Annotated in this window: 23 protein-coding genes; all 23 read left to right on the top strand. The window is 58.6% G+C overall.

Annotated elements, in window-relative coordinates:
• Window positions 1-15 precede the first annotated feature (15 nt).
• The 23 genes from fabZ (at window position 16) to CL546_RS05800 (ending at window position 26,466) form a co-directional block, all read left to right on the top strand.
• Window positions 16-456 carry a 3-hydroxyacyl-ACP dehydratase FabZ gene (gene fabZ, locus CL546_RS05910; RefSeq protein ID WP_290493621.1) on the top strand — a complete coding sequence of 147 codons (441 nt, stop codon included), beginning with the start codon at window positions 16-18 and terminating at the stop codon, window positions 454-456.
• A 72-nt stretch (window positions 457-528) separates the two neighbouring features.
• Entirely contained in the window at window positions 529-1,296 is a 768-nt protein-coding gene (gene lpxA, locus CL546_RS05905) for an acyl-ACP--UDP-N-acetylglucosamine O-acyltransferase (RefSeq protein WP_290493620.1), read from the top strand.
• A gap of 1 nt (window position 1,297) precedes the next feature.
• Window positions 1,298-2,449 (top strand): lipid-A-disaccharide synthase, encoded by a 1,152-nt coding sequence (gene lpxB / locus CL546_RS05900; protein ID WP_290493618.1) that lies wholly within the window; start codon window positions 1,298-1,300, stop codon window positions 2,447-2,449.
• Window positions 2,449-3,111 carry a ribonuclease HII gene (gene rnhB / locus CL546_RS05895; RefSeq protein WP_290493616.1) on the top strand — a complete coding sequence of 221 codons (663 nt, stop codon included), beginning with the start codon at window positions 2,449-2,451 and terminating at the stop codon, window positions 3,109-3,111. Before lpxB ends, rnhB begins: the two co-directional genes overlap by 1 nt.
• The gene (gene dnaE, locus CL546_RS05890; RefSeq protein WP_290493615.1) at window positions 3,108-6,608 is read left to right on the top strand and encodes a DNA polymerase III subunit alpha; all 3,501 of its coding nucleotides are present in this window, start codon (window positions 3,108-3,110) and stop codon (window positions 6,606-6,608) included. The genes rnhB and dnaE overlap by 4 nt, the downstream gene beginning before the upstream one ends.
• Window positions 6,609-6,971: 363 nt before the next feature.
• Complete coding sequence (locus tag CL546_RS05885; protein ID WP_290493613.1) at window positions 6,972-7,943, top strand: acetyl-CoA carboxylase carboxyltransferase subunit alpha; 972 nt, start codon at window positions 6,972-6,974, stop codon at window positions 7,941-7,943.
• A gap of 2 nt (window positions 7,944-7,945) precedes the next feature.
• Window positions 7,946-9,247 carry a tRNA lysidine(34) synthetase TilS gene (gene tilS / locus CL546_RS05880; RefSeq protein ID WP_290493611.1) on the top strand — a complete coding sequence of 434 codons (1,302 nt, stop codon included), beginning with the start codon at window positions 7,946-7,948 and terminating at the stop codon, window positions 9,245-9,247.
• 163 nt (window positions 9,248-9,410) lie between these two features.
• Window positions 9,411-11,312 carry a RecQ family ATP-dependent DNA helicase gene (locus CL546_RS05875; RefSeq protein ID WP_290493610.1) on the top strand — a complete coding sequence of 634 codons (1,902 nt, stop codon included), beginning with the start codon at window positions 9,411-9,413 and terminating at the stop codon, window positions 11,310-11,312.
• A gap of 383 nt (window positions 11,313-11,695) precedes the next feature.
• Complete coding sequence (locus CL546_RS05870; RefSeq protein WP_290493608.1) at window positions 11,696-13,333, top strand: CTP synthase; 1,638 nt, start codon at window positions 11,696-11,698, stop codon at window positions 13,331-13,333.
• Between the two features lie 3 nt (window positions 13,334-13,336).
• Window positions 13,337-14,185 (top strand): 3-deoxy-8-phosphooctulonate synthase, encoded by an 849-nt coding sequence (gene kdsA / locus CL546_RS05865; RefSeq protein WP_290493606.1) that lies wholly within the window; start codon window positions 13,337-13,339, stop codon window positions 14,183-14,185.
• Window positions 14,186-14,208: 23 nt separating this feature from the next.
• Window positions 14,209-15,501, top strand: coding sequence for a phosphopyruvate hydratase (gene eno / locus CL546_RS05860; protein ID WP_290493605.1), 1,293 nt, complete (start codon window positions 14,209-14,211; stop codon window positions 15,499-15,501).
• A 3-nt stretch (window positions 15,502-15,504) separates the two neighbouring features.
• Window positions 15,505-15,867 carry an FtsB family cell division protein gene (locus CL546_RS05855; RefSeq protein WP_463671034.1) on the top strand — a complete coding sequence of 121 codons (363 nt, stop codon included), beginning with the start codon at window positions 15,505-15,507 and terminating at the stop codon, window positions 15,865-15,867.
• Entirely contained in the window at window positions 15,864-16,586 is a 723-nt protein-coding gene (ispD, locus tag CL546_RS05850) for a 2-C-methyl-D-erythritol 4-phosphate cytidylyltransferase (RefSeq protein WP_290493604.1), read from the top strand. Before CL546_RS05855 ends, ispD begins: the two co-directional genes overlap by 4 nt.
• Window positions 16,580-17,062, top strand: coding sequence for a 2-C-methyl-D-erythritol 2,4-cyclodiphosphate synthase (ispF, locus tag CL546_RS05845; RefSeq protein WP_290493603.1), 483 nt, complete (start codon window positions 16,580-16,582; stop codon window positions 17,060-17,062). Before ispD ends, ispF begins: the two co-directional genes overlap by 7 nt.
• Window positions 17,059-18,114: a tRNA pseudouridine(13) synthase TruD gene (truD, locus tag CL546_RS05840; RefSeq protein ID WP_290493602.1), complete on the top strand. Its 1,056-nt coding sequence runs from the start codon at window positions 17,059-17,061 to the stop codon at window positions 18,112-18,114. The genes ispF and truD overlap by 4 nt, the downstream gene beginning before the upstream one ends.
• Window positions 18,115-18,139: 25 nt before the next feature.
• The gene (locus CL546_RS05835; RefSeq protein WP_290493601.1) at window positions 18,140-18,802 is read left to right on the top strand and encodes a protein-L-isoaspartate(D-aspartate) O-methyltransferase; all 663 of its coding nucleotides are present in this window, start codon (window positions 18,140-18,142) and stop codon (window positions 18,800-18,802) included.
• Between the two features lie 152 nt (window positions 18,803-18,954).
• Window positions 18,955-19,869, top strand: a complete 915-nt coding sequence (locus CL546_RS05830) for a DUF368 domain-containing protein (protein WP_290493600.1) — start codon at window positions 18,955-18,957, stop codon at window positions 19,867-19,869.
• 116 nt (window positions 19,870-19,985) lie between these two features.
• The gene (locus tag CL546_RS05825) at window positions 19,986-20,753 is read left to right on the top strand and encodes a peptidoglycan DD-metalloendopeptidase family protein (RefSeq protein ID WP_290493599.1); all 768 of its coding nucleotides are present in this window, start codon (window positions 19,986-19,988) and stop codon (window positions 20,751-20,753) included.
• 46 nt (window positions 20,754-20,799) lie between these two features.
• Entirely contained in the window at window positions 20,800-21,714 is a 915-nt protein-coding gene (locus CL546_RS05820; RefSeq protein ID WP_290493598.1) for a cation diffusion facilitator family transporter, read from the top strand.
• 132 nt (window positions 21,715-21,846) lie between these two features.
• Window positions 21,847-22,488 carry a hypothetical protein gene (locus CL546_RS05815; RefSeq protein WP_290493597.1) on the top strand — a complete coding sequence of 214 codons (642 nt, stop codon included), beginning with the start codon at window positions 21,847-21,849 and terminating at the stop codon, window positions 22,486-22,488.
• Complete coding sequence (locus CL546_RS05810) at window positions 22,485-24,050, top strand: FAD-dependent oxidoreductase (protein ID WP_290493596.1); 1,566 nt, start codon at window positions 22,485-22,487, stop codon at window positions 24,048-24,050. Before CL546_RS05815 ends, CL546_RS05810 begins: the two co-directional genes overlap by 4 nt.
• A gap of 205 nt (window positions 24,051-24,255) precedes the next feature.
• The gene (locus CL546_RS05805; protein ID WP_290493595.1) at window positions 24,256-24,852 is read left to right on the top strand and encodes a transcriptional initiation protein Tat; all 597 of its coding nucleotides are present in this window, start codon (window positions 24,256-24,258) and stop codon (window positions 24,850-24,852) included.
• Window positions 24,853-24,867: 15 nt separating this feature from the next.
• Window positions 24,868-26,466: an FAD-dependent oxidoreductase gene (locus CL546_RS05800; RefSeq protein ID WP_290493594.1), complete on the top strand. Its 1,599-nt coding sequence runs from the start codon at window positions 24,868-24,870 to the stop codon at window positions 26,464-26,466.
• The last annotated feature ends 109 nt before the right edge of the window (window positions 26,467-26,575 follow it).

Raw genomic sequence — 26,575 nt, 5'->3', positions numbered from 1 at the left:
GCCTGTGTGGAACACATGATGATGGATATCCAAGAGGTCAGGGAATACCTGCCCCATCGTTACCCTTTTTTGTTGATTGACCGGGTGTTGAATCTGGAACCCGGAAAACGGATTGAAGCGTTGAAAAACGTGACGATCAATGAGCCGTTCTTCAACGGCCATTTTCCTGAAGAACCCATCATGCCCGGCGTGTTGATCATCGAAGCGATGGCGCAGGCGGCGGGTATTCTGGGATTTGTAACGGAAAAAAAGAAGCCCTCTGACGGCTATATTTACCTGCTGGTGGGGACTGACAAGGCGCGTTTCAAACGTCGGGTGATCCCGGGGGATACTCTGCATCTGTTTGCAGAGTATGTGGTGGTAAAGCGCAATATTCTGAAATTCACCTGTGAGGCGCAGGTAGACGGGAAAACCGTTGCGAGCGCAGAAATGCTCGTAGCTGAGCAAAAAGTCTGATCCCGCCCGTACGCCAGTGACCAGCTGGCGTATACTCCCTGCCTTCACCATCAAAATAAAAGTGACTAGTCCATGATTCATCCGACCGCCCTTATTGATCCGGCTGCGGAGCTTGCAGAGGATGTGCAGGTGGGCCCGTATTCCATTATTGGCCCCGACGTGAAAATCGGTGCAGGTACCGTGGTGGCTTCCCATGTGGTCATCAAGGGGCCGACAACCATTGGTCGCAATAACCACATTTTCCAGTTCGCGTCCGTCGGCGAGGATTGCCAGGACAAGAAGTACAACGGGGAACCGACTCGTCTGGAAATTGGCGACGACAATGTTATCCGTGAATCGGTCACCATTCATCGCGGTACCATTCAGGATAATTCCCTGACTAAAATCGGTAGTCGTAACTTGCTAATGGCCTATGTGCATGTGGCGCACGATTGCATGATTGGCGATGACTGTATTTTTGCCAACAATGCCTCGGTGGCGGGCCATGCGCATGTGGGCAATGGCGTGATTCTCGGCGGCATGACCGGTGTGCACCAGTTCTGCAAGATCGGCTCCTATGCCATGACTTCCGGTTGTTCGCTGGTACTGAAAGATATTCCGGCTTATGTGATGGTCTCCGGTAATCCGGCCAGCGCGCGCAGCATGAACTTTGAAGGCATGCTCCGTCGTGGCTGGTCCAAGGATGTGGTCAGCAGCCTGCGTCAGGCCTATAAGGTGGTCTATCGCCAAGGGCTCACGCTGGAACAGGCACTGGCCGAACTGGAAGCCATGGCGCCGTCAGATGCGCTGCAAATTTTTATCGATTCTCTGAAAGCGTCCGAGCGCGGTATCACCCGCTGATATGACAAAGCGCAAGGATGCTCCGCTTGTCGCGTTGATCGCCGGTGAGGCGTCCGGGGATATCCTCGGGGCGGGCCTGATGCAGGCCCTTGCTGCCCGTTATCCCGGTGCGCGCTTTATCGGTGTCGGTGGCGAGGAGATGGCCCAGGCGGGGCTCAGCAGCTTGTTCCCCATGGAAAAACTGTCGGTGATGGGAATCACCGAAGTGCTTTCCCATCTGCCCGAATTACTGCGTCTGCGTAAATCGCTGGTCCGGTTTCTGCTGGAACAGAAACCGGATGTGGTCATTGGTATTGATTCCCCTGATTTCACCTTGCCCATTGCGCGCCGGCTCCACGATCGTGGTCTGAAAACCGTTCATTACGTGAGCCCGTCGGTATGGGCCTGGCGTCAGGGGCGAATCAAGGGCATCAAGAAAAGTATCGATCTGATGCTGACACTGTTGCCGTTCGAAGCCCGCTTCTACGAGCAGCATCAGGTGCCGGTGGCTTTTGTAGGACACCCACTCGCCGACCGTATCCCCCTGGATACGGATGTGGCAGGCGCGCGCGCGGACTTATCGTTGAATCAAGATGCCCGCATTCTGGCCGTCCTGCCGGGAAGTCGTGGTGGGGAAGTGGGTCAATTGATGCCGGCCTTTCTGGACGCAATGGTGGTGTTGAACCAGCAAGACCCTGCGTTGCAGTTTGTGATTCCCGCCGCCAACGCTGCACGCCGTGAGCAAATACAGACATTACTGGATACGCAACCGGGGTTGCCTGTGTCTCTGGTCGATGGCCAGAGCCGGACCGTGATGGCGGCGGCCGATGTGGTGCTTATGGCATCGGGTACGGCCACGCTGGAAGGTTTGCTACTGACCAAACCCATGGTGGTTGGCTACCGGGTCGGAGCCGTGACTTACGCCATCGTCAGCCGTTTAATAAAGAGCGAATTTGTATCACTGCCGAATCTGCTGTGCCGGCAGGAAATGGTGCCTGAACTGATTCAGGAGGCATTGACCACGGACGCTATTGTTAACGCCGTGCGCCGCTGGTTCGATCAGCCGGAACAAGCCCTGGCCCTGAAAGCCCGGTTTCAGGATGTCCATCAACAGCTTCGTGGTGGCGCCAGCGAGAAAGCGGCCGCCGCCGTAGCCCAACTGCTGGAGGCCTGATGGCACCATCGCAATCGTGCGATCCGTTTTCGGAATATGCTCTGGCGGACCCTTTTATCCCTTCCGCGTTTACCTGGCAGCCCGGCATGCTGGTGGCGGGCGTGGATGAAGTGGGCCGCGGGCCGTTGGTGGGCGCGGTGGTGACAGCCGCTGTTGTTCTCGACCCTCAACACCCCATTGTCGGCTTGGCTGATTCCAAGAAAATCAGTGAAAAGAAAAGGTTGGCGCTGGAAGCTGAGATCAAGTCTCATGCTCTGGGCTGGGCCTTGGGGCGCGCCGAGCCCGCGGAGATTGACGAGCTGAATATCCTGCATGCGACAATGCTGGCGATGCAGCGGGCCGTGGCCGGCTTACCGATGGCAGCTCAGGCCGTGCTGATCGATGGCAACCGGGTGCCGGACTTGCCGTGCCCGTCACAGGCGGTGGTAAAAGGGGATGGTCGGGTTCCCGCCATCTCTGCTGCATCGATCCTTGCCAAAGTGGCCCGGGATCGGGAAATGCATGACCTTCATGCGCGCTACCCCCAGTACGGCTTCGACCGCCATAAAGGCTACCCGACAGCGGTGCATATGGCGGCTCTGGAACAACATGGCGCCCTGGCCGAGCATCGACGCTCCTTTGGTCCGGTCGCCGCAGCAATTGCCCAAGGGAACCTGTTTTGAGTGACCCCAAATTTGTCCACCTGCGCTTGCATACCGACTATTCGCTGGTCGATGGCGTGGTACGGGTCAAGGAACTGACCAAGACCTGTGTAAACCAGAAAATTCCGGCGGTGGCCGTTACCGACGATTCAAACCTGTTTGCGCTGATCAAGTTTTACCAGAACGCCATGAATGCGGGGATCAAGCCGCTGATGGGCGCCGACCTCTGGGTGCAGGGCACACACATTGACGAACCTGCCTGTCTGTCGTTTCTGGTGCTCAACGAAGCCGGATATCAGAACCTGACGTTGCTGATTAGCCGCGCCTGGCAGACCAACCAGGATCGGGGCCGGGCGCTGGTGAAACCGGAATGGGTCGCTGAGCTGAACGAAGGCCTGATTGTGCTTTCTGCGGCTTCCCAGGGCGAAGTGGGGCAACTGTTGCTGGCCGACAAGCACGAGCTGGCCCAGCAATATGCGAGCTGGCTTGCCTCGGTGTATGGCGACCGTTTTTATCTCGAGGTACAGCGTACTTCACGCCCGGGCGATGAAGATTGCCTGCATGCCAGCGTTGCCTTGGCGGTGCAGTTGGGGCTGCCGGTTGTGGCAACCAACGATGTGCGTTTTCTGCGCCGGGAAGACTTTGAGGCCCATGAGTCGCGGGTGTGTATCCACGATGGCAACACCCTGGATGACCCGCGCCGTCCGAAAAAATACTCCGAAGAGCAGTATCTGAAATCCGCCGACGAAATGGCGGAGCTGTTTGCTGACCTGCCCGAAGCGCTTGAAAACACGGTGGAGATCGCCCGCCGCTGCACGTTGGACATTCGTCTGGGGGAAAACTTCCTGCCGGATTTCCCGATTCCGGACGGCATGACCATCGAGCAGTATTTTGAAAAAGTCTCCCGTGACGGGCTGGAAGAGCGTCTCAAGGTTTTGCTGGATGAAAATGATCCTGAATACGCGATAAAACGTAAAGACTACGATGACCGGCTGCGGTTCGAGCTGGATATCATCAACCAGATGGGGTTCCCCGGTTACTTTCTGATCGTTGCCGACTTTATTCAGTGGGGCAAGGACAACGAAGTGCCGGTGGGCCCGGGCCGGGGGTCTGGTGCGGGCTCCTTGGTGGCCTATGCCATGAAGATTACTGACCTGGACCCCATCGGTTACGACTTGCTGTTCGAACGTTTCCTGAACCCGGAACGGGTCTCCATGCCTGACTTTGACGTCGACTTCTGCATGGAAAAGCGCGACCGCGTGATCAACTACGTGGCGGACAAGTACGGCCGTGACGCGGTGAGCCAGATCATCACCTTCGGTACCATGGCCGCCAAGGCGGTGGTGCGTGACGTGGCACGGGTGCAGGGCAAGCCCTACGGGCTGGCCGATCGCCTGTCCAAGATGATCCCCGGCATTCCGGGTATGACGCTGACCAAGGCGCTGGAGCAGGAAGAAACCCTGCGGGAATTTCTGGAAAGCGACGAAAATTCCGACAAGGATGCCGCCAACGAAATCATGGAGATGGCCTTCAAGCTGGAAGGTCTGACCCGCAACGTGGGCAAGCACGCCGGGGGCGTGGTGATCGCCCCGGGCAAGCTGACGGACTTCGCGCCGCTTTACTGTGAAGAAGACGGCACCAACCTGGTCACCCAGTACGACAAGGACGATGTGGAGTCCGCTGGCCTGGTGAAGTTTGACTTCCTCGGTCTGAAAACCTTGACCATCATCGACTGGGCCGTCAAAGCCGCCAACGTGAAGCGCGGCCGCGAAGGGCTGGATGATCTGGTGATTGATCACATCCCCCTGGATGACGGCCCCAGTTTCGACCTGCTCAAGCGGGGCGATACCACGGCGGTGTTCCAGCTGGAAAGTCAGGGCATGAAGGAGCTGATCAAAAAGCTGCAGCCTGACGTATTCGAAGACATCATCGCTTTGGTGGCGCTGTACCGTCCGGGCCCGCTGGAGTCCGGCATGGTGGACAACTTCGTGAACCGTAAGCACGGTCGCGAACCGCTGGCCTACCCGGATCCGCAATATCAGCATGAGTGGTTGGAGCCGATCCTGAAGCCTTCGTACGGGGTTATCCTGTATCAGGAGCAGGTGATGCAGATTGCCCAGGAGCTGGCCGGTTACACGCTGGGCGGCGCTGACATGCTGCGCCGGGCCATGGGCAAGAAAAAGCCTGAAGAAATGGCCAAGCAGCGGGCGATCTTCGAAGAAGGCGCAAAAGGGAAGGGTGTGGACCCGGACCTGGCCATGAAAATTTTTGACCTGGTGGAAAAATTCGCGGGCTACGGGTTCAACAAATCCCACTCCGCCGCCTATGCGCTGGTTGCCTACCAGACCGCTTGGCTCAAGGTTCACTACCCGGCAGAGTTCATGGCCGCCACCATCTCTGCAGATATGCAGAACACCGACAAGGTGGTGACCTTCATTGATGAATGCAAAACCATGGGGTTGCAGGTGCTGCCGCCGGATGTGAACTCCTGTGGCTACCGCTTCACCGTGAACCCGGAGGGCGACATCGTCTATGGCCTGGGCGCGATCAAGGGGCTGGGCGAAGGCCCCATTGATGCCATCGTATCGGCGCGGGCGGATGGCGGTGAGTTCAAGGACCTGTTTGATTTCTGTCGCCGCATCGACCTGAAAAAGATCAACCGTCGTTCCCTGGAAGCCATGGTGCGCGCCGGGGTACTGGACAAGCTGGGACCGAAAAGCAGTTTCCACGACCGCGCGCAGTTGCTGGCCACCTTGCCGGACGCCATCGCTGCTGCAGATCAGGACGCCCGCAACGAAGCGGCTGGCATCATGGATATGTTCGGGGCCGTGGATGACAGTCCGGCCACGGCGGTGGAATGGAAACCGGCCCGCGCCTGGAACGATGAAACCCGTCTTAATGGCGAGCGTGACACCCTGGGCCTGTTTTTGACCGGCCACCCCATCGACCAGTATGAAAAAGAAGTGCGGCAATTCGTGACCGCCCGAATCAATTCCCTGCAGCCCACCGGCAAAGGGGAGGCCGCCACCATCGCCGGGCTGGTGGTGGCGCTGCGTATTACCCGCAGCAAACGCAGTGGCGATCGGATGGCGTTTATCACCCTGGATGATAAAACCGGGCGGGTAGAAGTGTCTGTCTTCGGCAAGACCTTTGCCGAATACGGCGAGCTGGTGCAGAAAGATACCCTGCTGATCTTCAAGGGCGGGGTCCGCAACGACGAATACACAGGCGGTTTTAATCTGGTCGCCGACGAAATCATGGATATGCGCCAGGCCCGGGAAACCTTTGCCCGCCGTTTGCGTGTGGCGGTGCCGGTGGCGGACGATTTGCCCCGACAGCTCCAGCAGATGCTGTCGCCGTACCAGGGCGGGAATACCCCGGTGCTGCTGGATCTGGACCACAACATTGCCGCTGCCAGTTTCTGGCTGGGCGACGAATGGAAAATCAGCCCCCATGAGTCACTGGTGGAAGAGCTGCGCGTGCGCTTTGGTGAAGACGCAGTGCGGATGGAGTATTAACATTAGACGCACCACGCACCACGCACCACGCTTCAACACGAGAAAGCTGCGCTGTAGCCGAGGTGTCGGAGTCCGCGATTCAGGCGCTTGGGCGCGACGCAGGGCCGTTCTTTATGTTCGATGCTCTCCCGCGTTGTTGCGTGAAGCGTGGGGCGTGCCGCGTCTCTTGCTGAAACAGTTTGCAACCTAGCCATGTTGGCCATGTCTCGACGTTGTCATTGGGTTGCGGCTACACTTGTTGCATTCTTTTATGGGCAGGTTGCGTTCGGGGTTCGCCGGCGTAGCGTTTCTGCCTTATTGGCGCCAGGGAACGGCCATTCTGGTCCGGGCGCATGCTGATAACACCTTGAACAGGCTCAGAATATGAATCCCAATTTCCTCGAATTTGAACAACCGATTGCCGACCTGGAAGCGAAAATCGAGGAATTGCGTTTGGTGGGCAGTGGCAGCGAGGTGAACATTTCCGAGGAAGTGGCCAAGCTGCAGGAAAAAAGTATTACGCTCACCGAAAGCATCTTTCGCGGCCTTAGCTCCTGGCAAATTTCCCAGCTGTCCCGGCATCCCAAGCGCCCTTACATGCTGGATTACATCAAACGGATTTTTACCGATTTTGACGAGCTGCACGGCGACCGTGCTTTTGCCGATGATCCGGCCATCATTGGGGGCATGACGCGCCTGTCAGGTCAGCCGGTGATGGTGATTGGCCATCAGAAAGGCCGCGAAGTGAAAGAGAAGGTGCGCCGCAATTTCGGCATGCCGAAACCGGAAGGCTACCGCAAAGCGCTGCGTCTGATGGAAATGGCTGAACGTTTCAAGCTGCCGGTACTCACCTTTATTGATACGCCCGGCGCTTTCCCGGGTATTGATGCGGAAGAGCGTGGTCAGTCGGAAGCTATTGCCCGTAATTTGCGCGTTATGTCCCAGCTGAAAACGCCGATTATCGCCACGGTGATTGGTGAGGGTGGGTCCGGTGGCGCCTTGGCCATTGGTGTCTGTGACCATTTGCAGATGCTGGAATTCTCTACTTATTCAGTGATTTCTCCGGAAGGCTGCGCGTCGATTCTCTGGCGTAGTGCCGACAAGGCGCCGGAAGCGGCAGAGGCAATGGGCCTCACCGCCGGCCGGTTGCACGAGCTGGGCATTGTGGATCAGGTTATCAAGGAGCCGCTGGGCGGGGCTCACCGCGATCACGACCAGGCCGCTGATGCCGTTCGCAAGGCGCTGGAAACCCAGCTGGAATCGCTACGCGCCATGGAAATGGATACGCTGATCGACCGCCGTTACGAGCGCCTGATGAGCTACGGTAACGTGGCCAGCGATCCCGCTGACGAATAACCATGTCCGATGCCGCCGCGTTCAGCCGGTCGCTGGCTGAACAGGCCCCTGAAGGATCTCTTCTGCTGGCCCTCAGTGGCGGGCTGGACTCCGCTCTGTTGCTTCACCTCCTGATAAAAGCGGGCCTGGGCCCGCGCCTCTCCGCTGTTCATATTGACCATCAATTACAGGCTGACAGCCAGGACTGGGCACGCTTTTGCCAGTCGCTGGCGGATCAGCAAGGTATCTCGCTCGCCATCGAAAAGGTGGCTGTCGACATGGCCGAAGGACTTGAAGCCGGTGCCCGTGATGCCCGTTATCGTGTGCTATTGCCATTGGCCCGTGCCCAGGGGGCGACGCTGGTGATGGCGCATCATCGCAATGACCAGGCAGAAACCTTGCTGTTCCGGCTCCTGCGCGGAGCGGGTGTGCAGGGGCTATCGGCCATGCGTGAGCACAGTCAGCAAAAAGATGTGTCGCTTTGGCGGCCGTTGCTGGGCGTTGACCGTCAGACGCTGGAGCATTGGGGGGCGTCGTTATCGCTTAACTGGCGCGAAGATCCCAGCAATCAGGATCAGTCCTTGCGCCGTAATTACCTGCGTCACACCATTCTGCCGGCACTGCGTGATCGCTGGCCCGGCGCCGACGCCACGCTTGCCCGGGCAGCAGATCATATGTCGGAAGCCGGTGAGCTGCTCCATGAAATCGCGGTACAGGATGCAGACAGACTTGGTGTGGCCGGAGCGTCCTTTCCGCTTACGGATTTGGCCGATTTGTCCCTGGCGCGGCAGCGCAATGTATTGCGCTGGTGGCTACAGCAAAACCGGGCTACCGCCCCCAGTGCTGCGGTGCTGGAGCAGTTGCGGGTGCTGCATCTGGCTGCGGGGGATAGCCAGGCGCGGGTTGAGTGGGGTGGATACGCGGCACGCTTGTATCGTGGGGCATTGTATCTGGCTTCACGTGAGGCCTTTCAGCCCTGGCAGGGCGGTGAGTTCTGGCCTGAAGGGGCGCCGCCGCCGGTCTTGCCCCACTGGCATTGGTCAAAGCAAGGTGGTGAGGGGGATATTTGGGTGCTTCGCCCACCGGGCGATCTGCAGCTCAGGGCCTTGTCCGGCTCCCTGGTCGTGCGCCGCAATGGATTGCATCAACAGATCAAGGAACTCTGGCGTGCGGCGGGCGTGCCGCCCTGGCAGCGGCGTCAGTGGCCACTGTTGCTCCGTGATGGTGAGGTGGTGAGTGTGCCGCTGGTGGGTCTGGCCGATGGTGAAGAGAGTGGCAACAGTGAGCGCTGGTATTTGCTGCCTTCAAACGCAGTGCCGCGCTAGCAAGCACTCCCGCATGCGCTACAGACGCCGGGGGGCTGTCCGTTCTGGCGCACAGTAAAATACGAAACGCTTGCTCGTTTCAGTATTCCGCCTCTGACAGACTTGCGCTGACTGATCCCGAATCCCTTGCGTATCCAATCCTACTGCCGAAAAAGAGAGTGCCATGCAGGCCCTTCAGCAACACTTGCAGCAGACCTTTCAGCTTCAGACCTTTCGCCCCGGGCAGCAGGCGGTCATCGACGCCTTGTTGGCCGGGCGTTCGGCGCTGGCGGTGTTTCCCACTGGCGGCGGTAAAAGCCTGTGTTACCAATTGCCGGCGCTGATGTTCAGTGGTGTGACCCTGGTGGTTTCACCTCTGATCGCATTGATGAAAGACCAGGTAGATCAGCTGCAGCGGTTGGGTGTTGCGGCGGCCCGGCTGGACTCCAGTGTGGACGCGGAGCAATTACAGGAGATTTACCGGGGGCTGGATGACGGCACCATCAAGTTGCTGTACGTGGCGCCGGAGCGCCTGGCCAATGAGCGATTTCTGGCGCGTTTGAAGCGGCTGTCGATCAGCATGATGGCGGTGGATGAGGCGCACTGTGTTTCTGAATGGGGGCATAATTTCCGCCCGGATTATCTGAAGCTGGCGCAGCTTGCCAGCGATCTCAATGTGGGTAGGGTGTTGGCACTGACCGCGACGGCCACTCCCCAGGTGGCAGAGCAGATCTGCGACAGTTTTTCCATTGCCAGGGAGGATCATGTTCAGACCGGCTTTTTCCGCCCCAATCTGGCGCTGAGTATCCGGCCCCACGATGTTTCCGAACGGGATCAGGCATTGTTGGCGGCGTTGCAGTCCCGGCCGCTGGAGTCGTCCATCGTTTATGTCACTTTGCAGAAAACCGCCGAACAGGTAGCCGGGTTCCTGCAGGCGCAGGGGCTGCCGGCACAGGCATACCATGCGGGGCTCAAGGATGAGGAGCGCCACCGGGTGCAGGAAAATTTCATGGCCGGGCAGGGGGATATTGTCGTTGCCACCATTGCGTTTGGCATGGGCATCGATAAGGCCGATATTCGCGCTATTTATCACTATAACCTGCCCAAGTCCCTGGAAAACTACATGCAGGAAATCGGCCGGGCAGGGCGGGATGGTGAGCCCTCCGAGTGTGTATTGTTGGCCGGTTCGGACGATTTGACCGTACTGGAGAATTTCAGTTACGGGGATACCCCGGACAGTGCGTCGCTGGCCGGGTTGATCGACTGGCTGGTGGGCCAGCCCGAGCAGTTCGACCTGTCGGTGCATGAATTGTCCGGGCAATTCGATGTTCGTCCTCTGGTGATCAACACACTGCTGACCTATCTGGAGCTGGAAGGGGTGGTTCGCGCTACGGCACCATTTTATACAGAGTACAAGCTGGCTTTCCGGACGTCCCGGGATGACGTGATCAGTCAATTCAATGACGACCGGGCGGATTTCCTGCAGCGGGTCTTCGCGACCGGGAAGCAAGGGCGCATCTGGCTGACCCTGAAACCCATTGATGCAGCCGCAGAGCTGCAGGTTGACAGGCTTCGCATCCTCAAGGCGCTGGGTTATCTGGAGCAACAGGGAATGATCGAACTGCGTGTGGCCGGGGTGCGCCAGGGATACCGGATGTTGCAGCGCCCGCAGGAGCCACAAGCGTTGACCGCCAGAATGGAAGAGCAGTTTCGCGTGCGTGAACAGCGGGATATCCAGCGGTTGCAGCAAGTGTGTGACTGGGCCGAGGGCAAGGGCTGTTACCAGCAGGCCCTGGTGAGCTATTTTGGCGAACGCTTGCCCGAACCCTGTGGGCAGTGCAGTCATTGTAAGGGCGAGCATTGGCCCATGATGGCACGCCATCGCCGTGTACCTGATACGGCGGTGATTCAGGCAGTGAGACAGGAAGGGCATGGGGCGCTGGCCACGCCTCGGCAACTGGCGCGCTTTCTTTGTGGTATCAGCAGCCCACGAGCCAGCCGTGCCCGTCTTGGCCGGCATCCCGCGTTTGCATCGCTGATCGACGCGCCCTTTGCCGATGTGCTGGCGGCATGTGAGAAGCCCTGAGGTTGGCCTCGGGCTTCCTGCCTCCTGCGCCCGGTGGGGCGCAAGAATGAATCAGTCCCTCAACCTTGCTGCTCTCACAGTCACTTGGCCAGCCATTTAAACAGGCAGTGCGCAATTCGGCGTAGACGATGGGGTATCACCACCTTTTTACGCTCTCGGGAGCGATTCCGATTGAGGCGCGGGGCGGCTTCTGTTAACATTTTCTCCCGTCCTGATGTAGCGCAAGCTCCTGAATTTTCAGGTGTTCAATCGTCTCTTGCGAAGCTGGCCAACCCGATTCACGAAAGCTCCTTGCCCGTCTGTAACGTGCAGGGTGTTTTTTTTATGGGGGCCAGTACACACTGACGATGGTGCTATCAACCCACTAGCGATCTGGTGAGTGCATGTCTCGTTTCATCTTTGTCACCGGCGGTGTGGTGTCGTCTCTGGGGAAGGGGATTACCTCCGCGTCCCTGGCCACTCTGTTGGAAGCCCGCGGCCTCAACGTCACCCTGATTAAAATGGATCCCTACATTAATGTGGATCCTGGCACCATGAGCCCTTACCAGCACGGTGAGGTGTTTGTGACCGACGATGGCGCCGAAACCGACCTGGATCTGGGTCATTACGAACGTTTTATTCGCACCCGCCTGAACCGCCGCAACAGCTTTACCACCGGCCGTGTCTATCAGCATGTGCTGGATAAAGAGCGCCGCGGCGAATACCTGGGCGCCACCGTTCAGGTGATTCCCCATATTACCGATGAGATCAAGCTGAAGATCCGCGAAGGGGCGGGCGATGCGGATGTGGCCATCGTGGAAATTGGTGGTACCGCAGGCGACATCGAATCCCTGCCTTTCCTGGAAGCGGCCCGACAGATGCGCGTGGAGCTGGGTTCCAGCCAGTCCCTGCTAGTGCACCTGACGCTGGTGCCGTACATCGCCACCGCCGGGGAAATCAAAACCAAGCCGACCCAGCACTCCGTGAAAGAGCTGCGCTCCATCGGCCTGCAGCCGGATATTCTGGTGTGCCGTGCGGATGATCCGATTCCGCAGAGCGCCCGGGAAAAAATTGCCCTGTTTACCAATGTGGAAGCCCGGGCGGTGATTTCCTCGCCGGACTGCAAGACCATTTACCAGGTGCCCCGTGGCATGCATGAGCAGGGCCTGGACGCCATCGTGGTGGAAAAGTTTGGTCTGGATCTACCTGAGCCGGATCTCTCTGAATGGGATCGCGTGGTAGAGGCGCAGCTGAACCCGGAAAACGAAGTGACCATCGGTATGGTGGGCAAGTACATCGAACTGGTCGATGCCTACAAATCGCTTAATGAAGCGCTGATCCATGCGGGTATCAGCAACCGCGCCAAGGTCAATATCCTCTATCTGGATGCGGAAGATATCGAGCGTGACGGCACCGGTGTGTTGGAAAGTCTGGATGCCATTCTGGTGCCCGGTGGTTTCGGTGACCGGGGCACGGAAGGCAAGATTGCGGCGATTCGCTATGCCCGCGAGAACAAGGTGCCGTATCTGGGTATTTGCCTGGGTATGCAACTGGCGGTCATCGAATATGCCCGCCACGTGGCAGGCATCGAGCAAGCCCATTCCTCAGAGCTGAACCCGAACACGCCGGACCCGGTGGTGGGGCTGATCACCGAATGGACCACCGAAGATGGTCAGAAAGAGCAACGCTCAGCGGACTCCGATTTGGGGGGGACCATGCGCCTGGGAGGCCAGGAATGCGTGCTTGAAGAAGGCAGCCGTTCCGCGCAATGCTATGGCAGCACACGTATTGTGGAACGCCATCGTCATCGCTATGAGGTAAATAACAACTACCTGCCGCAGCTGGAAGCAGCAGGTTTGAAAATCGTTGGCCGTTCCGTGGACGGTGAGTTGGTGGAAGTGATCGAAGTGGGCGACCATCCGTGGTTTGTGGCCTGCCAGTTCCACCCGGAATTCACCTCCACCCCCCGTGATGGCCACGGTTTGTTCAAAGGCTATGTGGAAGCCGCTTTGGCGGAACAGCAGGCCCACAAGGAGGCGTGATCCGTGAGTAACCAGAAGACCATTACCCTGAACGGGCTGGAATTCGCCAACGACAAGCCCATGGCGCTGTTCGGCGGCATGAATGTGCTGGAATCCCGGGACATGGCCATGCAAGTGGCCGAAGCCTATGCGGAAGTGACTAGCAAGCTGAACATGCCCTGGGTATTCAAGGCCAGTTTCGACAAGGCAAACCGGTCTTCATTGAGCTCCTACCGGGGCCCCGGGCTGGACGAAGGCCTGAAGATCTTTGAAGAAGTGAAGAAGACCTTCAACTGCCCGGTGATCACCGACGTGCACGAGCCCTTCCAGGCGGCTCCAGTGGCGGAAGTGGCGGATATCATCCAGCTGCCCGCCTTTTTGGCCCGGCAGACGGATCTGGTGGTGGCCATGGCAAAAACCGGGGCCGTCATCAATATCAAGAAACCCCAGTTTCTGGCGCCCCACGAAATGTCGCACATCCTGCACAAATGTGAGGATGCTGGTAACGATCAGCTGATTCTTTGCGAACGCGGTTCCAGCTTTGGTTACAACAACCTGGTGGTGGATATGCTCGGCTTCGGCATCATGAAGCAGTTCAACTACCCGGTGTTTTTCGACGTCACCCACGCCTTGCAAAAACCCGGTGGCCGGGCTGACAGCGCCGACGGCCGTCGTGCCCAGGTGGCAGAATTGGGTCGCGCGGGAATCAGTCAGGGCATCGCCGGGCTGTTCCTGGAAGCCCACCCGGACCCGGATAATGCCAAATGCGATGGCCCTTGCGCCCTGAGACTGGATCGTCTGGAGCCATTCCTGGCACAGATGCAAACCCTGGATAATACCGTCAAGGCACTGCCTGCCTTTGAAAATAACTGATTAGAGTTTGGAGATTGATCGACATGTCCAAGATCGTTGATATCAAGGCCCGCGAAATTCTGGATTCCCGTGGCAACCCGACCATCGAAGCCGATGTGATTCTCGAATCCGGTGCCAGTGGCAGTGCCTGTGCCCCCAGTGGTGCCTCCACCGGTTCCCGCGAAGCGCTGGAGCTGCGTGACGGAGACAAGTCCCGTTACCTGGGCAAAGGTGTTACCAAGGCGGTGGGCAATGTGAACTCTGCCATCCGTGAGCTGCTGGTGGGCAAAGATGCCAGTGACCAGAAAGCGCTGGACCAAGCCATGCTGGATGCCGATGGCACCGAAAACAAGGCGAACCTGGGTGCCAATGCGATCCTGGCTGTGTCTCTGGCAGCGGCCAAGGCGGCGGCGGCGGATCAGGGCAAGCCTTTGTACGAGTATATTTCCGACCTGCAGGATGATGACAACGAGTATTCCTTGCCGGTGCCGATGATGAACATCATCAACGGTGGTGAGCACGCTGATAACAACGTGGATATCCAGGAATTCATGATTCAGCCTGTGGGCGCTCCCACAGTGGCGGAAGCGATTCGCTATGGAGCAGAAATTTTCCATGCGCTGAAAGGCGTGCTGAAGAAGCGTGGCCTGAACACCGCCGTTGGTGATGAGGGCGGCTTTGCGCCGAACCTGCACAGCAATGAGGCGGCACTGGAAGCCATTATGGAAGCCATTGAGATTGCCGGTTACAAGGCGGGCGATGACGTGACCCTGGCGCTGGATTGCGCCGCCAGCGAATTCTACAAGGACGGCAAGTACGTGCTGGCTGGCGAAGACCGCAGCATGAGCTCTGAAGAATTTGCCGATTACCTGGCTGAGCTGTGTGACCGTTACCCAATCATCTCTATCGAAGATGGCATGGATGAATCCGATTGGGAGGGCTGGGAAATCCTCACCGAAAAACTGGGCAAGAAAGTTCAGCTGGTGGGCGATGACCTGTTCGTGACCAACACCAAAATTCTCCAGCGTGGTATTGACGAGAAGGTGGCTAACTCCATCCTGATCAAGTTCAACCAGATCGGTTCTCTCACCGAGACCCTGGACGCTATCAAGATGGCCAAGGATGCCGGTTATACCGCGGTTATTTCTCACCGTAGTGGTGAAACGGCAGACACAACCATCGCTGATCTGGCGGTGGCGACGGCGGCGGGTCAGATCAAAACCGGCTCCCTGTGTCGCTCCGACCGTGTTGCCAAGTACAACCGTCTGATTCGCATTGAGCAGGAACTGGGCCGTGCGGCTTACCACGGTCGTAAAGAGTTCAAGCTGCTCGGCTAAGCGATGCCAGCCCCCAAGGCAAAACCCAGCGCCGGCAACAGCAAGGGCAATGCCGAGCGGATGACGCTGTCACCCGCCCGACAGATCGCTCTGGCGTTGCTGGCGTTGCTGTTTCTGGGCCTGCAGGTCCGTTTGTGGTTTGGTGAAGGCAGCCTCCGGCATGTGGCCGCGCTGAAAAAGGACGTGGCCGTGTTGAAGGAAAGCAATGCCAAATTGGCAGAACGTAATCGACTGATGGCCGCGGATGTGAAGGACCTGAAGCAGGGCACGGAAGCCGTGGAAGAAATCGCGCGCAAGGACCTGGGCATGGTTCGTAACGGAGAAACCTTTTTCCTGATCCTTGAACAGCCCCGGGGCACCGAGTGAACCCTGTGATTTCCGGCCCGCTGTATGCCGTGGTTCCTGCTGCTGGAGTGGGGAGCAGAATGGGCGCGGGTTTTCCCAAACAATATCTCTCCCTTGCCGGTCAAACCCTGGCCGAACATACCCTGAATCGATTGTTATCGTTCGCCCCGATCCACAAAGTGGTGGTGGCGGCGTCCGCTGACGATCCCTGGTGGCCCACGCTGGCGGTATCCCGCCACCCTCGTGTCCAGACAGTAGCCGGTGGGGACACCCGGGCTGACTCCGTACGCAACGGGGTTGCGGCGGTGCTGGATGAGGGCGGTGCCGACGCCTGGGCGCTGGTGCACGATATGGCGCGTCCACTGATCCGGCTCTCGGATATTCAAACCCTGCTGGATCAGACCGGCCCCCAGGGTGCCATTCTTGCCTTGCCGGTGGTGGATACCATCAAGCAGGCCGCTGGCGAACAGCATATTGCGGCCACCCTGGATCGCACGCGCATCTGGCGGGCCCTGACCCCTCAGCTTTTTCCGGCGAAAGCTTTGTTGGCCGCTCTCAACGGCGATCTTGCCAACATTACCGATGAAGCCTCTGCCATGGAGCGTGATGGTTGGCAGCCAGGTCTGGTGGCAGGGCACAGTGACAATATCAAGATAACGGTACCCGACGACCTGCCGCTGGCCCGGTTTTATCTGAGCCGGCAGCAAGGGGATGACAGCAGTGAAGGAGAGCAGTGGTGAGCGTGCGTATTGGTCAGGGGTTTGATGTCCATGCTTTCGATGAAGGCGACCATGTCATGCTGGGGGGCGTTGTCATTCCTCACAGCCACGGGCTCAAGGCACATTCCGATGGCGATGTGGCGTTGCATGCATTATCCGATGCCTTGCTCGGTGCTCTGGCGCTGGGGGATATCGGGCACTATTTCCCGGATACCGACCCGCAATGGCAAGGGGCGGATTCCGGTCAGCTGCTGACCGCCATCTATTCATCCATTCTGGACGCTGGATGGCGGCTGGGTAATGCAGACCTCACGGTGATCTGCCAGGCGCCCAAGCTGGCGCCGCACATTGCCGCTATGCGTGAGCGCATCGCCGAATTGCTGCAGTGTGATCCGGGGCAGGTGTCGGTCAAGGCGACGACCACGGAAAAACTGGGCTTTACCGGTCGCAAGGAAGGCATAGCGGTGCAAGCCGTGGTGCTGCTGGAGAGCCAGTGAGTTTCCCGGCCGAAATGACCGAGAAAGGCTTGCCATGCGCCCACGGTGGTCCGGTGTGTCAGGGGCTATTGAAGGCCCGACCCGACGATTTTCACGTTGCAGAACAAATGCACGTGACGCCGGAAGGGCAGGGCGAGCACCTCTGGCTGGAAATTGAGAAAATCGGTTGGAATACTGAAGACGTGGCCATGCTGCTGGCCAAACAGGCCCGTGTTCACCGCTTGTCAGTGGGCTACAGCGGCCTGAAAGACAAACACGCGGTGACCCGGCAATGGTTCAGCCTGCATTTGCCGGGCAAGGATGATCCCGAATTCGACTGGCCCGAAGGGCTGACGGTGCTGCAAGCCGGTCGGCACCGCCGCAAACTCAACCGTGGCACCCACCGCGCCAATGACTTTCGGTTGCGTGTTACCGGTTTCCAGGGGGACCGTGACGCGCTGGAAAGCCAGTTGCACACCATCATGATGCACGGGGTGCCGAATTATTTTGGTGAGCAGCGTTTTGGCCGAGGGGCTGGCAATCTGGTGCGGGGGACCGAATGGTTATTGGGCGGCGAAGCGCCGCGCAAGAAAGCCCTGCGGGGCATGTGGTTGTCCGCCGTGCGTAGCAATTTGTTCAATCAGGTATTGGCAGAGCGAGTGCGTCGAGGTTGCTGGAACACGGTGCTGGCCGGCGATATTTTGCAGCCTGAAGGCAGTCGCGGATTATTCCTGGCCGATGATGAACCCGACGCAGTGGAGCGGGTCGCGAGCGGAGAGGTGCACCCCACCGCCCCTTTGCCGGGCCTGGCCGGCATGGCATCATCTGGCCCCTGTAATACGCTGGAGCAGCAGATACTGGCGCCCCATGCTCCAGTAATTGAGGGGCTGCGCCAGATCAAGGTAGAAGAAGCCCGCCGCGCCACACGGCTGCCGGTACGGGACTTGCAATGGGTCTGGCATAGAGATCCGGAACGGGAAGGGGAAGACTGCCTGGAGCTGGCGTTTACGCTGCCCACAGGCGCTTTTGCCACGACAGTAATGGCAGAGCTGATCAGTTCACCGGCTGATTGACTCGCATTGAGGCAAACGAACACAGATGGATATCCAACTCAACGGCATCGGTATGACGTCTGCGCGGACCCGGGATCGGTTGGTTCAGCGGCTGCGTGATGCCGGCATTCAGGATGAGCGCGTACTGGACGCCATCCGCAATACACCACGACACCTGTTTATTGAAGAAGCTCTGGCGCATCAGGCCTATGACGATACCGCCTTGCCGATTGGTCATGGGCAAACCATTTCCCAGCCCTGGGTAGTCGCTCGCATGACTGAGCTGCTGATCGCCAACGGGAAGCCCCGCAAGGTGCTGGAAATCGGCACCGGTTGCGGTTATCAAACCTCGGTGCTGGCACCGTTTTGTGATGAGCTGTATTCGGTGGAGCGGATCCGCCCCCTGCAGGACCAGGCCCGTAAACGTCTGTTGCAACTGGGGCTGGCCAAGGTGCAGCTCAAGCATGCGGATGGCGGCTTTGGCTGGAAAGTTGAGGCGCCGTTCGATGGCATTCTCGCCGCGTGTGCCCGTGCGGATATTCCTGACGATCTGTTGTCTCAACTGGCTGACGGCGGTCGCCTGGTGATGCCCGTTGGCGGAGATCGCCAGCAGATTCTCACCGTGGTTGATCGCGAGGGTGATCAATTTCATACCCAGACGCTGGACCCGGTACGCTTCGTGCCATTCCAGCGTGGGGTGATGCGGTAAAAGTTGAGAGTTTCAAGGCGCGATCAGAGGCGGGGACTAACGAATAAATCCCTGCTTGCCGCGCGCAGTCGCCTGCAGCGCGACTCCTGGTGTTCGAGACAAATAACCCCAATCCACGTTGTTGCGTGCAGCGTGATGCGTGAGGCGCAAACATGATTCGACCCGGTATTTTTTTTCGCGGCATGGCCATGGGCGCTGCCGATGTAGTGCCCGGCGTTTCTGGTGGCACCCTTGCCCTGATCACGGGCATCTATGAAGAACTGATCAATACCCTGGGCGGCATCACCCCGCGCTTGCTGATCGTGTGGCGCCAGCAGGGATTCGTGGCCGCCTGGCAGCAAGCTAACCTCACCTTTTTGTTCACGTTGCTGGCCGGTATCTTCACCAGCATTGCGGTGCTGGCCCGATTAATTACCTGGTTACTGGATACTCATCCAGTACCGGTATGGGCGTTTTTTAGTGGCCTGATTCTTGCCAGCATTCTTCTGGTGTTGAAACCCTTGCAACAGCGTGGTCCGGTGCAGATAGGGGCCTTTCTGGTTGGCACTGGTGTAGCAGTGGCCATTGGCCTGGCCCCAGCACTGTCGGCAGCGGGCAGCGGTGCCCTGGTGTTTTTCTTCAGTGGCATGCTGGCTATCTGCGCCATGATCCTGCCGGGCATTTCTGGCAGTTTTATCCTTCTTTTACTGGGCATGTATCAGCCTGTGCTGGAAGCTGTGAAGCAGGCTGAGTTTGGTTTGCTGCTGGCGTTTCTGTCTGGATGTGCAGTGGGGCTGCTGAGCTTTGTGCATGTGCTCAAGTGGACGTTGCACCGTTTCCATGACACCGTCATGGCGTTGCTTGCCGGCTTCATGGCCGGTTCGTTACTGAAACTATGGCCGTGGCGGTTGAGCGGTGAGCAAGGAATTGGTGACACCTGGTTATGGCCGTCACAGTATGCTGCGGTCACGGATCAGTCCGCACAGCTGCCATTGGCTTTGGCCATGGTGGTCATTGCTGCCGGGCTGGTGTGGTTACTTTACCGGGTCGCGCCCATGCATAATGTTGCGCAGACACCGCAAGGCTGAACGCTGGCTCCGTGAGGCCAACCGGACAGATTAGGTTTGTGCAATTTGAATTCAGGTTTCCTGGCAACGGGGTGGTTGATGGCAGTTAATCTTCACACAGGCACCGACAGTCACTGATGCGCGCACTGGCAGCGTTCATGGTCTGGATTTTGGTCAGTGGCTGCAGTGCCGGCAATTTTGCGCCGGTGGTGGATATTTATGGCCAGGAACCCAAACCACGCAAGGTCACGTCCGGTACTCACCATGTGCGGGAAGGGGAGACCCTGTACTCCATTGCCTGGCGCTATGGTTGGGATTTTCGGGCGTTGGCCCGGGCCAACAATATTCCGGCACCGTACACCATTTATCCCGGCCAACGCATTTCACTGGGCATCAAAACCTCCAGCCCGGTAGTTGCGAGCAAACCGGCGGCCTCTTCTTCCAAACCGGCCAGCAAGCCGGCAGTATCAAAACCTGCTTCCAAGCCAAAACCCGCTGCCAAACCCGCCACGAAGCCGGCAGTGCCGGTAGGCCCGGTGGAATGGCGCTGGCCTGCCAGCGGCCAGGTGGTGGAATCGTTTTCCAACGCCAGCCAGGGGCGCAAGGGCATTGCCATTTCCGGGCGCCGTAACAGCCCGGTAGTGGCCGCGGCTCCGGGCCGTGTGGTTTACCGGGGTAGTGGCCTGACAGGCTACGGTAATCTGCTGATTATCAAGCACAGCGAACGCTGGTTAAGCGCCTATGCCCATAATGATAAGATGATGGTCAAGGAAGGGGATGCAGTGAAAGGGGGGCAGCAGGTTGCCACCATGGGCGCCAGTGGGACTTTCCGCACGCAGCTGCATTTTGAAATCCGCAAAGACGGTAAACCCGTCGACCCCATGGGCTATTTGCCCAAGCGCTGATTCCCCGGCTCCGCGTTTCTTCAACCGATTGGAACGGAATACCTTTATGCGTCGTGATGATCGCCGTGAACATCGTCTGCTGCTGATGGCAGGGTTGGCATCCGTCCTGACGGCACTGATTCTGATTGCGGCAAAAGCCATAGCCTGGTTGATGACGGGGTCTGTTAGCCTGCTGGCGTCACTGGTGGATTCGGTGATGGATTCCATTGCCTCGTTGATCAACTTCTTCGCCATCCGTTATTCCCTGGTGCCCCCGGATGAAGAGCATCGCTTTGGGCATGGCAAGGCCGAGGCGTTAGCCGGTCTGGGGCAGGCAGTGTTCATTGCCGGTTCGTCGGTATTCCTGATTCACCAGTCGGTGATGAAGCTGATGGACCCGCAGCCGATCAGTGAAAACGGTGCCGGTGTGGCGGTGATGGTGTTTTCCATCGTGCTGACATTCGGCTTGTTGTTGATCCAGAAATATGTGGTCCGGGAAACCGGTTCCACTGCCATTGAGGCAGATTCGCTGCACTACCTGTCGGACCTGGCGGTGAATGTGGGCATTATCGTCGTGTTGGTGCTCAGCCAGTTTGGCTATCTATGGCTGGACGGTGTGGTGGGCCTGGTAATTGCGGTCTTTATTCTGTTCAGTGCCTGGCACATCGCTTATGAATCTGCGCAGCTCTTGCTGGACCGGGAAATTCCTGGAGAGGTGCGGGAAGTCATCACCGCAATTGTGGCAGATCATCCACAAGCACTGGGCTTTCATGATTTGCGCACGCGTCAATCCGGGCGCACCCAGTTTATTCAGCTACACGTGGACATGGACCAGAACCTGACATTGTTGCAGGCCCATGATCTGGCCAGCCGGATTGAAACGCGTATCCAGCAGGCGTTTCCGATGGCCGACGTAATTATCCACCAGGACCCGGTGGCCGTTGGGCCAAAAGTGACCCTCGACGATCGACCTCCAGCCTGACGCTTCCTCCCAAGCCCGCGCCAATGCTGGGCTGTACTGTGCGGTCAAACCGGGCTGTGCAGGTAAACACATTGTTTTCATAGGGGCTTTTCAGTAGCTTCATCACTGACTTGTTTGTGTTGAGGACAGACCATGAAAAGCCCTCGTTCCGCCCCCAATGTGGCGGCAATCTGGCAGCAGGGCATGGCCCGTCGGCGCTTTCTGAAATGGGGCCTGCTGGGTTCCGCCGGCATCGCTGCCGTGGCTGCCGGCGGTTTTGCCTTCCTGCGTCGCTCTCCGTTGGATAACCAGCCCGCACCGGAGTGGGCCACGGGACTGTCTGCCGGGGAATACCATCTTTTTGATCGTGCCCGCCAGGTACTGTTACCGGTGGAGGGGACTGCGCTAACTCCCAGTGACCAGGTGCCGGTGGTGCGTAATGTTCAGGCGCTGCTGAATAACCTGGACCCGGCCACGCGCAAGGAAATGGGCACGGGGCTGGGCTTGTTCGACAACGCGGCGGTGCTCAGTCACGGGCGCCGTTTTGTGGATTTATCCGATGTGGATGCACGCGCCTACTTTGATAGCTGGGGACGCGCCAGCGTGATTCAGCGCACCCTGGCCACGGTGATCAAGCAACTGACCTACAGTGCCTATTGGCAGGAGCCAGCGACCTGGGAGCCGACGGATTTCGATGGCCCGGTGAGCGACAAGTGGAGGCTTGCCTATCTCGGTAATGCGCCGTTGCCGGCGGATGATGCGTTGCGTGCCAACCAGCCGGAGGAGCAGGCATGAGTGAAACAATAGTGACAAAAACGGCGAATCCGGGCGGGTGGCAAGCGACAGGGCTCGCGGTGCATCAGGCCAGTGATGTGGTTGGCGAACGTATAGAAATTCAGGCTGATGTGGTGATCGTGGGCTCCGGGGCAGGGGGCGCGGTCAGCGCCTATGAGCTGGCACGGCGCGGCTTCAAGGTCGTTGTGCTGGAAGCCGGTGCTTATGTTCCGTCAAAGGATTTCACCGAACGCTTCACTGAAAGCCTGGATACCCTGTATCAGGACCATGGTGGCCAGACTAACAGCAGCGGCGATTTGCTGGTGTTGCAGGGCGCCTGTGTGGGCGGCTCAACGGTGGTTAATGGCTGCGTGTGTTTCCGGACGCCGGATTTCATCCTGCAGGACTGGCAGCGGGATTTTGGTCTTGATGAGCTGACCACCGCAGAGCTGACGCCATACTTTGATGAAGTGGAAAAAAATCTGGCTGTTCATGAAAACGGCGAGCATGAAATTCCCCGCCACGGTCGTTTGATCCGCGCGGGCGCCAACCGCCTGGGCTGGTCGGTGAAACCGCTGCAGCGCAATATCCGCCAGTGTGGCCTGACCGGGCACTGCCTGTCTGGCTGCAAGACCGAGCGCAAGCAGTCCATGCTGGTGACCTATTTACCTTGGGCTGCGGCTCACGGGGCGCAGATTTATGCGGATACTCGCGTGGAGAAAATCCTCACCGAAAACGGTAAGGCCAGTGGTGTGGAGGCGACGGTCACCCACCGTGATGGTTCTGTTGCAGCGCGCATGACGGTAACGGCACCCCGGGTGATTATCGCTGCAGGGGCGGTGCAGACCCCGCTGCTGCTGTTGAAAAGCGGGCTGGGGAACCGGTCCGGGCAGGTGGGAAAGAACTTCGCCTGTCACCCGTCGTTATATGTTCCTGCCCGTTACCCAGAGCCGGTTTATCCCTGGCGTGGCGCCATGCTCGGTGTGTACGTGGACGAGTTCATGCACCCGGATAAGGGAGGCTTTGTGCTGGAGGACGGCGGGGCCGGGTTGGTGGAGCTGACCATGGCGGCGGAGCCGGGAACCGGTGAACCGTTCATGGATTACATGGCCAATGCCAAGTATCTGGGTGGCCTGGTTACGCTGATCCACGATCACAATGTGGGTACGATTGAATGGGACGGTGAGCGCAAGAAGATCAACTATCAGCTCAGCGACGTGGATTTTCCCTCCATGCAGCGTGCCCTGAAAGCCGCCGCTCGTTTGCATCTGGCGTCGGGTGCTGAAGAAGTCTATGTGCCGGCCAGCGATAACCGGGTGATTCGTAGTGAGGCGGATATCGATGAGATGGTCGATACGCTGGAAAATCTGCCACAGCACCTGCGTATGGTCAGTTATCACCCCCAGGGCACCTGCCGGATGGGGGCAGACCCGGATAACAGTGTGGTCGGCAGCGATGGCCAGAGCCATGATGTCCCCGGGTTGTACGTGGCAGACGCCAGCTTGCTACCCACCTCCATTATCGTCAATCCGCAGATTACGGTGTATGCACTGGCCACCCGGATTGCCCGGCAAATGGCATAAAACAGCAGGCAGGGATGCCCGCAGTGCCGCCTTTCGCGATCGCGTATTTCCCCTTGATCATAATGCCCACCCCCGGTTGCGCCGGGGGCTTTGGCGTTTGTAACGGTTTGTTATAGACTCAACCAATAATAACGATGGCAACTACCGCTCCACCAATAACAACAAGGGCCTGAAAGAAAACAGGCCTGCCCAGGAGAGGGTCTCAATGAAGAATAATAACCGTGCGCCGCTGCCCGGCTTTCTGGGTGGCCTGGAGCCACTGAGCCGCCGCGGATTCCTGCGCACCAGCGTGCTGGCGGGTGCCGCCTTTACCACGGGCTGTTCCAGTCTGTTCGGCCGCCGTGAGGCACCGGAAACCCTCGAATATCACAGCCTCAATGACGACGAAGTCGAGGTGATCACCCGCCTGACCGAGGTGATGATCCCCGCTGATCGTTATGGGTTGCCCTCCAGTACGGATGTCGTACCCACCATAAAAAACGTGGATGCCATGGCCCAGCGAATGCCGCCGCAGACCCGCGAATTGCTGGGGCTGGGAATCTGGGTGTTCAACAACCGGCCCATGGTCAGTTTCAAATTCAGCCGCTTTACCGGTTTGCCCGATGACAAGGCGTTGGCTTATGTGGATGCCATGCAGGAAGGCTCGTTCTTTGAGCGCGGGCTGATGACCACGCTGAAAGCCTTGGTGGCATTGAACTACTGGCGTGACGAGCGCACCTGGCCGGGGCTGGAATACCACGGGCCGGTGACGGAGTTGTGGGGTGTACGACGATTGGGGAATGCCCCGTTACCACGGGCGTAAGGGCGGAGAATAATAATGGCGTTTGTACGAGTAGCCCGGGACGGGGTTCCTGTTACCCAGGCAAAAGACGTGGCACTGGATGCCAGCCTGGGTAAGCGATTCACACTGAAAACCGATGTGGTGGTGGTGGGCTCCGGAGCCGCCGGTGCCATGGTGGCCTATGAAATGGCCAAGGCCGGTCGGGATGTGCTGGTGCTGGAATCGGGGCGGTACTATCCCAGCTCGGCCTTTACCGAGCACCTTGGCGATACCATGACCAAGATTTATCAGGATCAGGTAGGCCAGGTGAATACCACTGCAGATATCATTTTTGTGCAGGGCGCCTGCGTGGGGGGCTCCACGGTGATTGGTGCCTGCGTGATGGAAGAGCCGGGCGATGATGTGCTTGATGGTTGGGCTGCCAAGTACGGGCTGGATAATTTGTCTGCGGAAAAGTTTCGCCCTTATCTGGATACCGTGGCCGACCAGCTACAGATTCACATCAACGAAGCCCACGAAATCAATGCCTGTGCCCACAAAGTGATTCAGGGCTGCGAGAAAATGCAGTTCTCTTGGAAGCCTGCCCAGCGCAATGTGAAGCAGTGCGCGCTCACCGGGCATTGCCTGGCAGGGTGCCCGTCGGACCGGAAGATGAGTTCCCTGGTCACCCATCTGCCCTGGGCGGCCGCGCATGGCGCACGGATTTTCTCGGATACGGAAGTGGTAAAAGTGCGTACCCGCAACGGCCGGGCTAGCGGGGTGGAAGCCCGGGTGACTGACCCGGATAGCGGCGCCCATGTGGCAGATATGCAGGTGGATGCGGATTTGGTGGTGTTGGCGGCGGGGGCCATTCACAGCCCGCTGATCATGCAGCGCAGTGACATTGCAGATCGCAGCGGGCAACTGGGTCGTAACTTGTCCATCCAGCCGTTCACCCAGGTGATGGGGAAATTCAAGGAACCGCTCTACGGCTTCCGTGGAGCCCTGGTCGGGGTGCAGGTGGATGAGTTTACCCGCACGGACGGCTACACCATTTTCTCGGGGCTGGCGGAGCCGGAATCACTCATGGCGCAAGGCGATATGAAGGCCGGTAAGGCGCATATCGATTTCATGAAGGACTACAAGTACTACGCCGGGGTGAACGCTTTCAGCACCGATCTGGGCCGGGGGTATGTGCAGTGGGATGGCGACGCCTATACCGGCGGTAAGACCATTCATTGGAACCCCAACCGGGAAGAATTTGAGAACATGAAAGCATCGGCGGCGTTAGCCGCACGGATCTTCTTTTCCGGTGGCGCCGAGAAAGTGTTCATGCCGACCTTCCAGAGTCTGGAAGTGGACTCTGTATTCAGCCTGGATGAAAAACTGGCGCAAGTGGATTATGGCATCAAGGGTATGTACACCTTTCGCTCCAACAGTTTCAGTCCCCACGGTACATGCCGCATGGGCGCTGACAGCTATACATCCGTGGTGGCGCCCAATGGTGAGGTCCACGGGACTGCGGGGCTGTTCGTGGCGGATGCCAGCCTGATTCCCGAGCCCATGAGCGCAGCACCCCAGTGGACGGTGCAGGCGCTGGCCAAGTATGTCAGTGACCAGATCAATGCCAAGGCGAGCAGCTACTTCATTGGTTGATCGGGTCCCATCATGACGACTCAGAACGCGCCTTCGGGCGCGTTTTTTATTGATAAACAGATACACTTTTGGCGTGAAATCCGTGGGGATTGGCACCTCCGCCCATGGT

The sequence above is a fragment of the Alcanivorax sp. genome (genome assembly GCF_002726155.1).
GTDB lineage: Bacteria > Pseudomonadota > Gammaproteobacteria > Pseudomonadales > Alcanivoracaceae > Alcanivorax.
The sequence above is the reverse complement of the archived record's forward strand: the minus strand, read 5'-3'. Positions and strand labels throughout refer to the sequence as shown.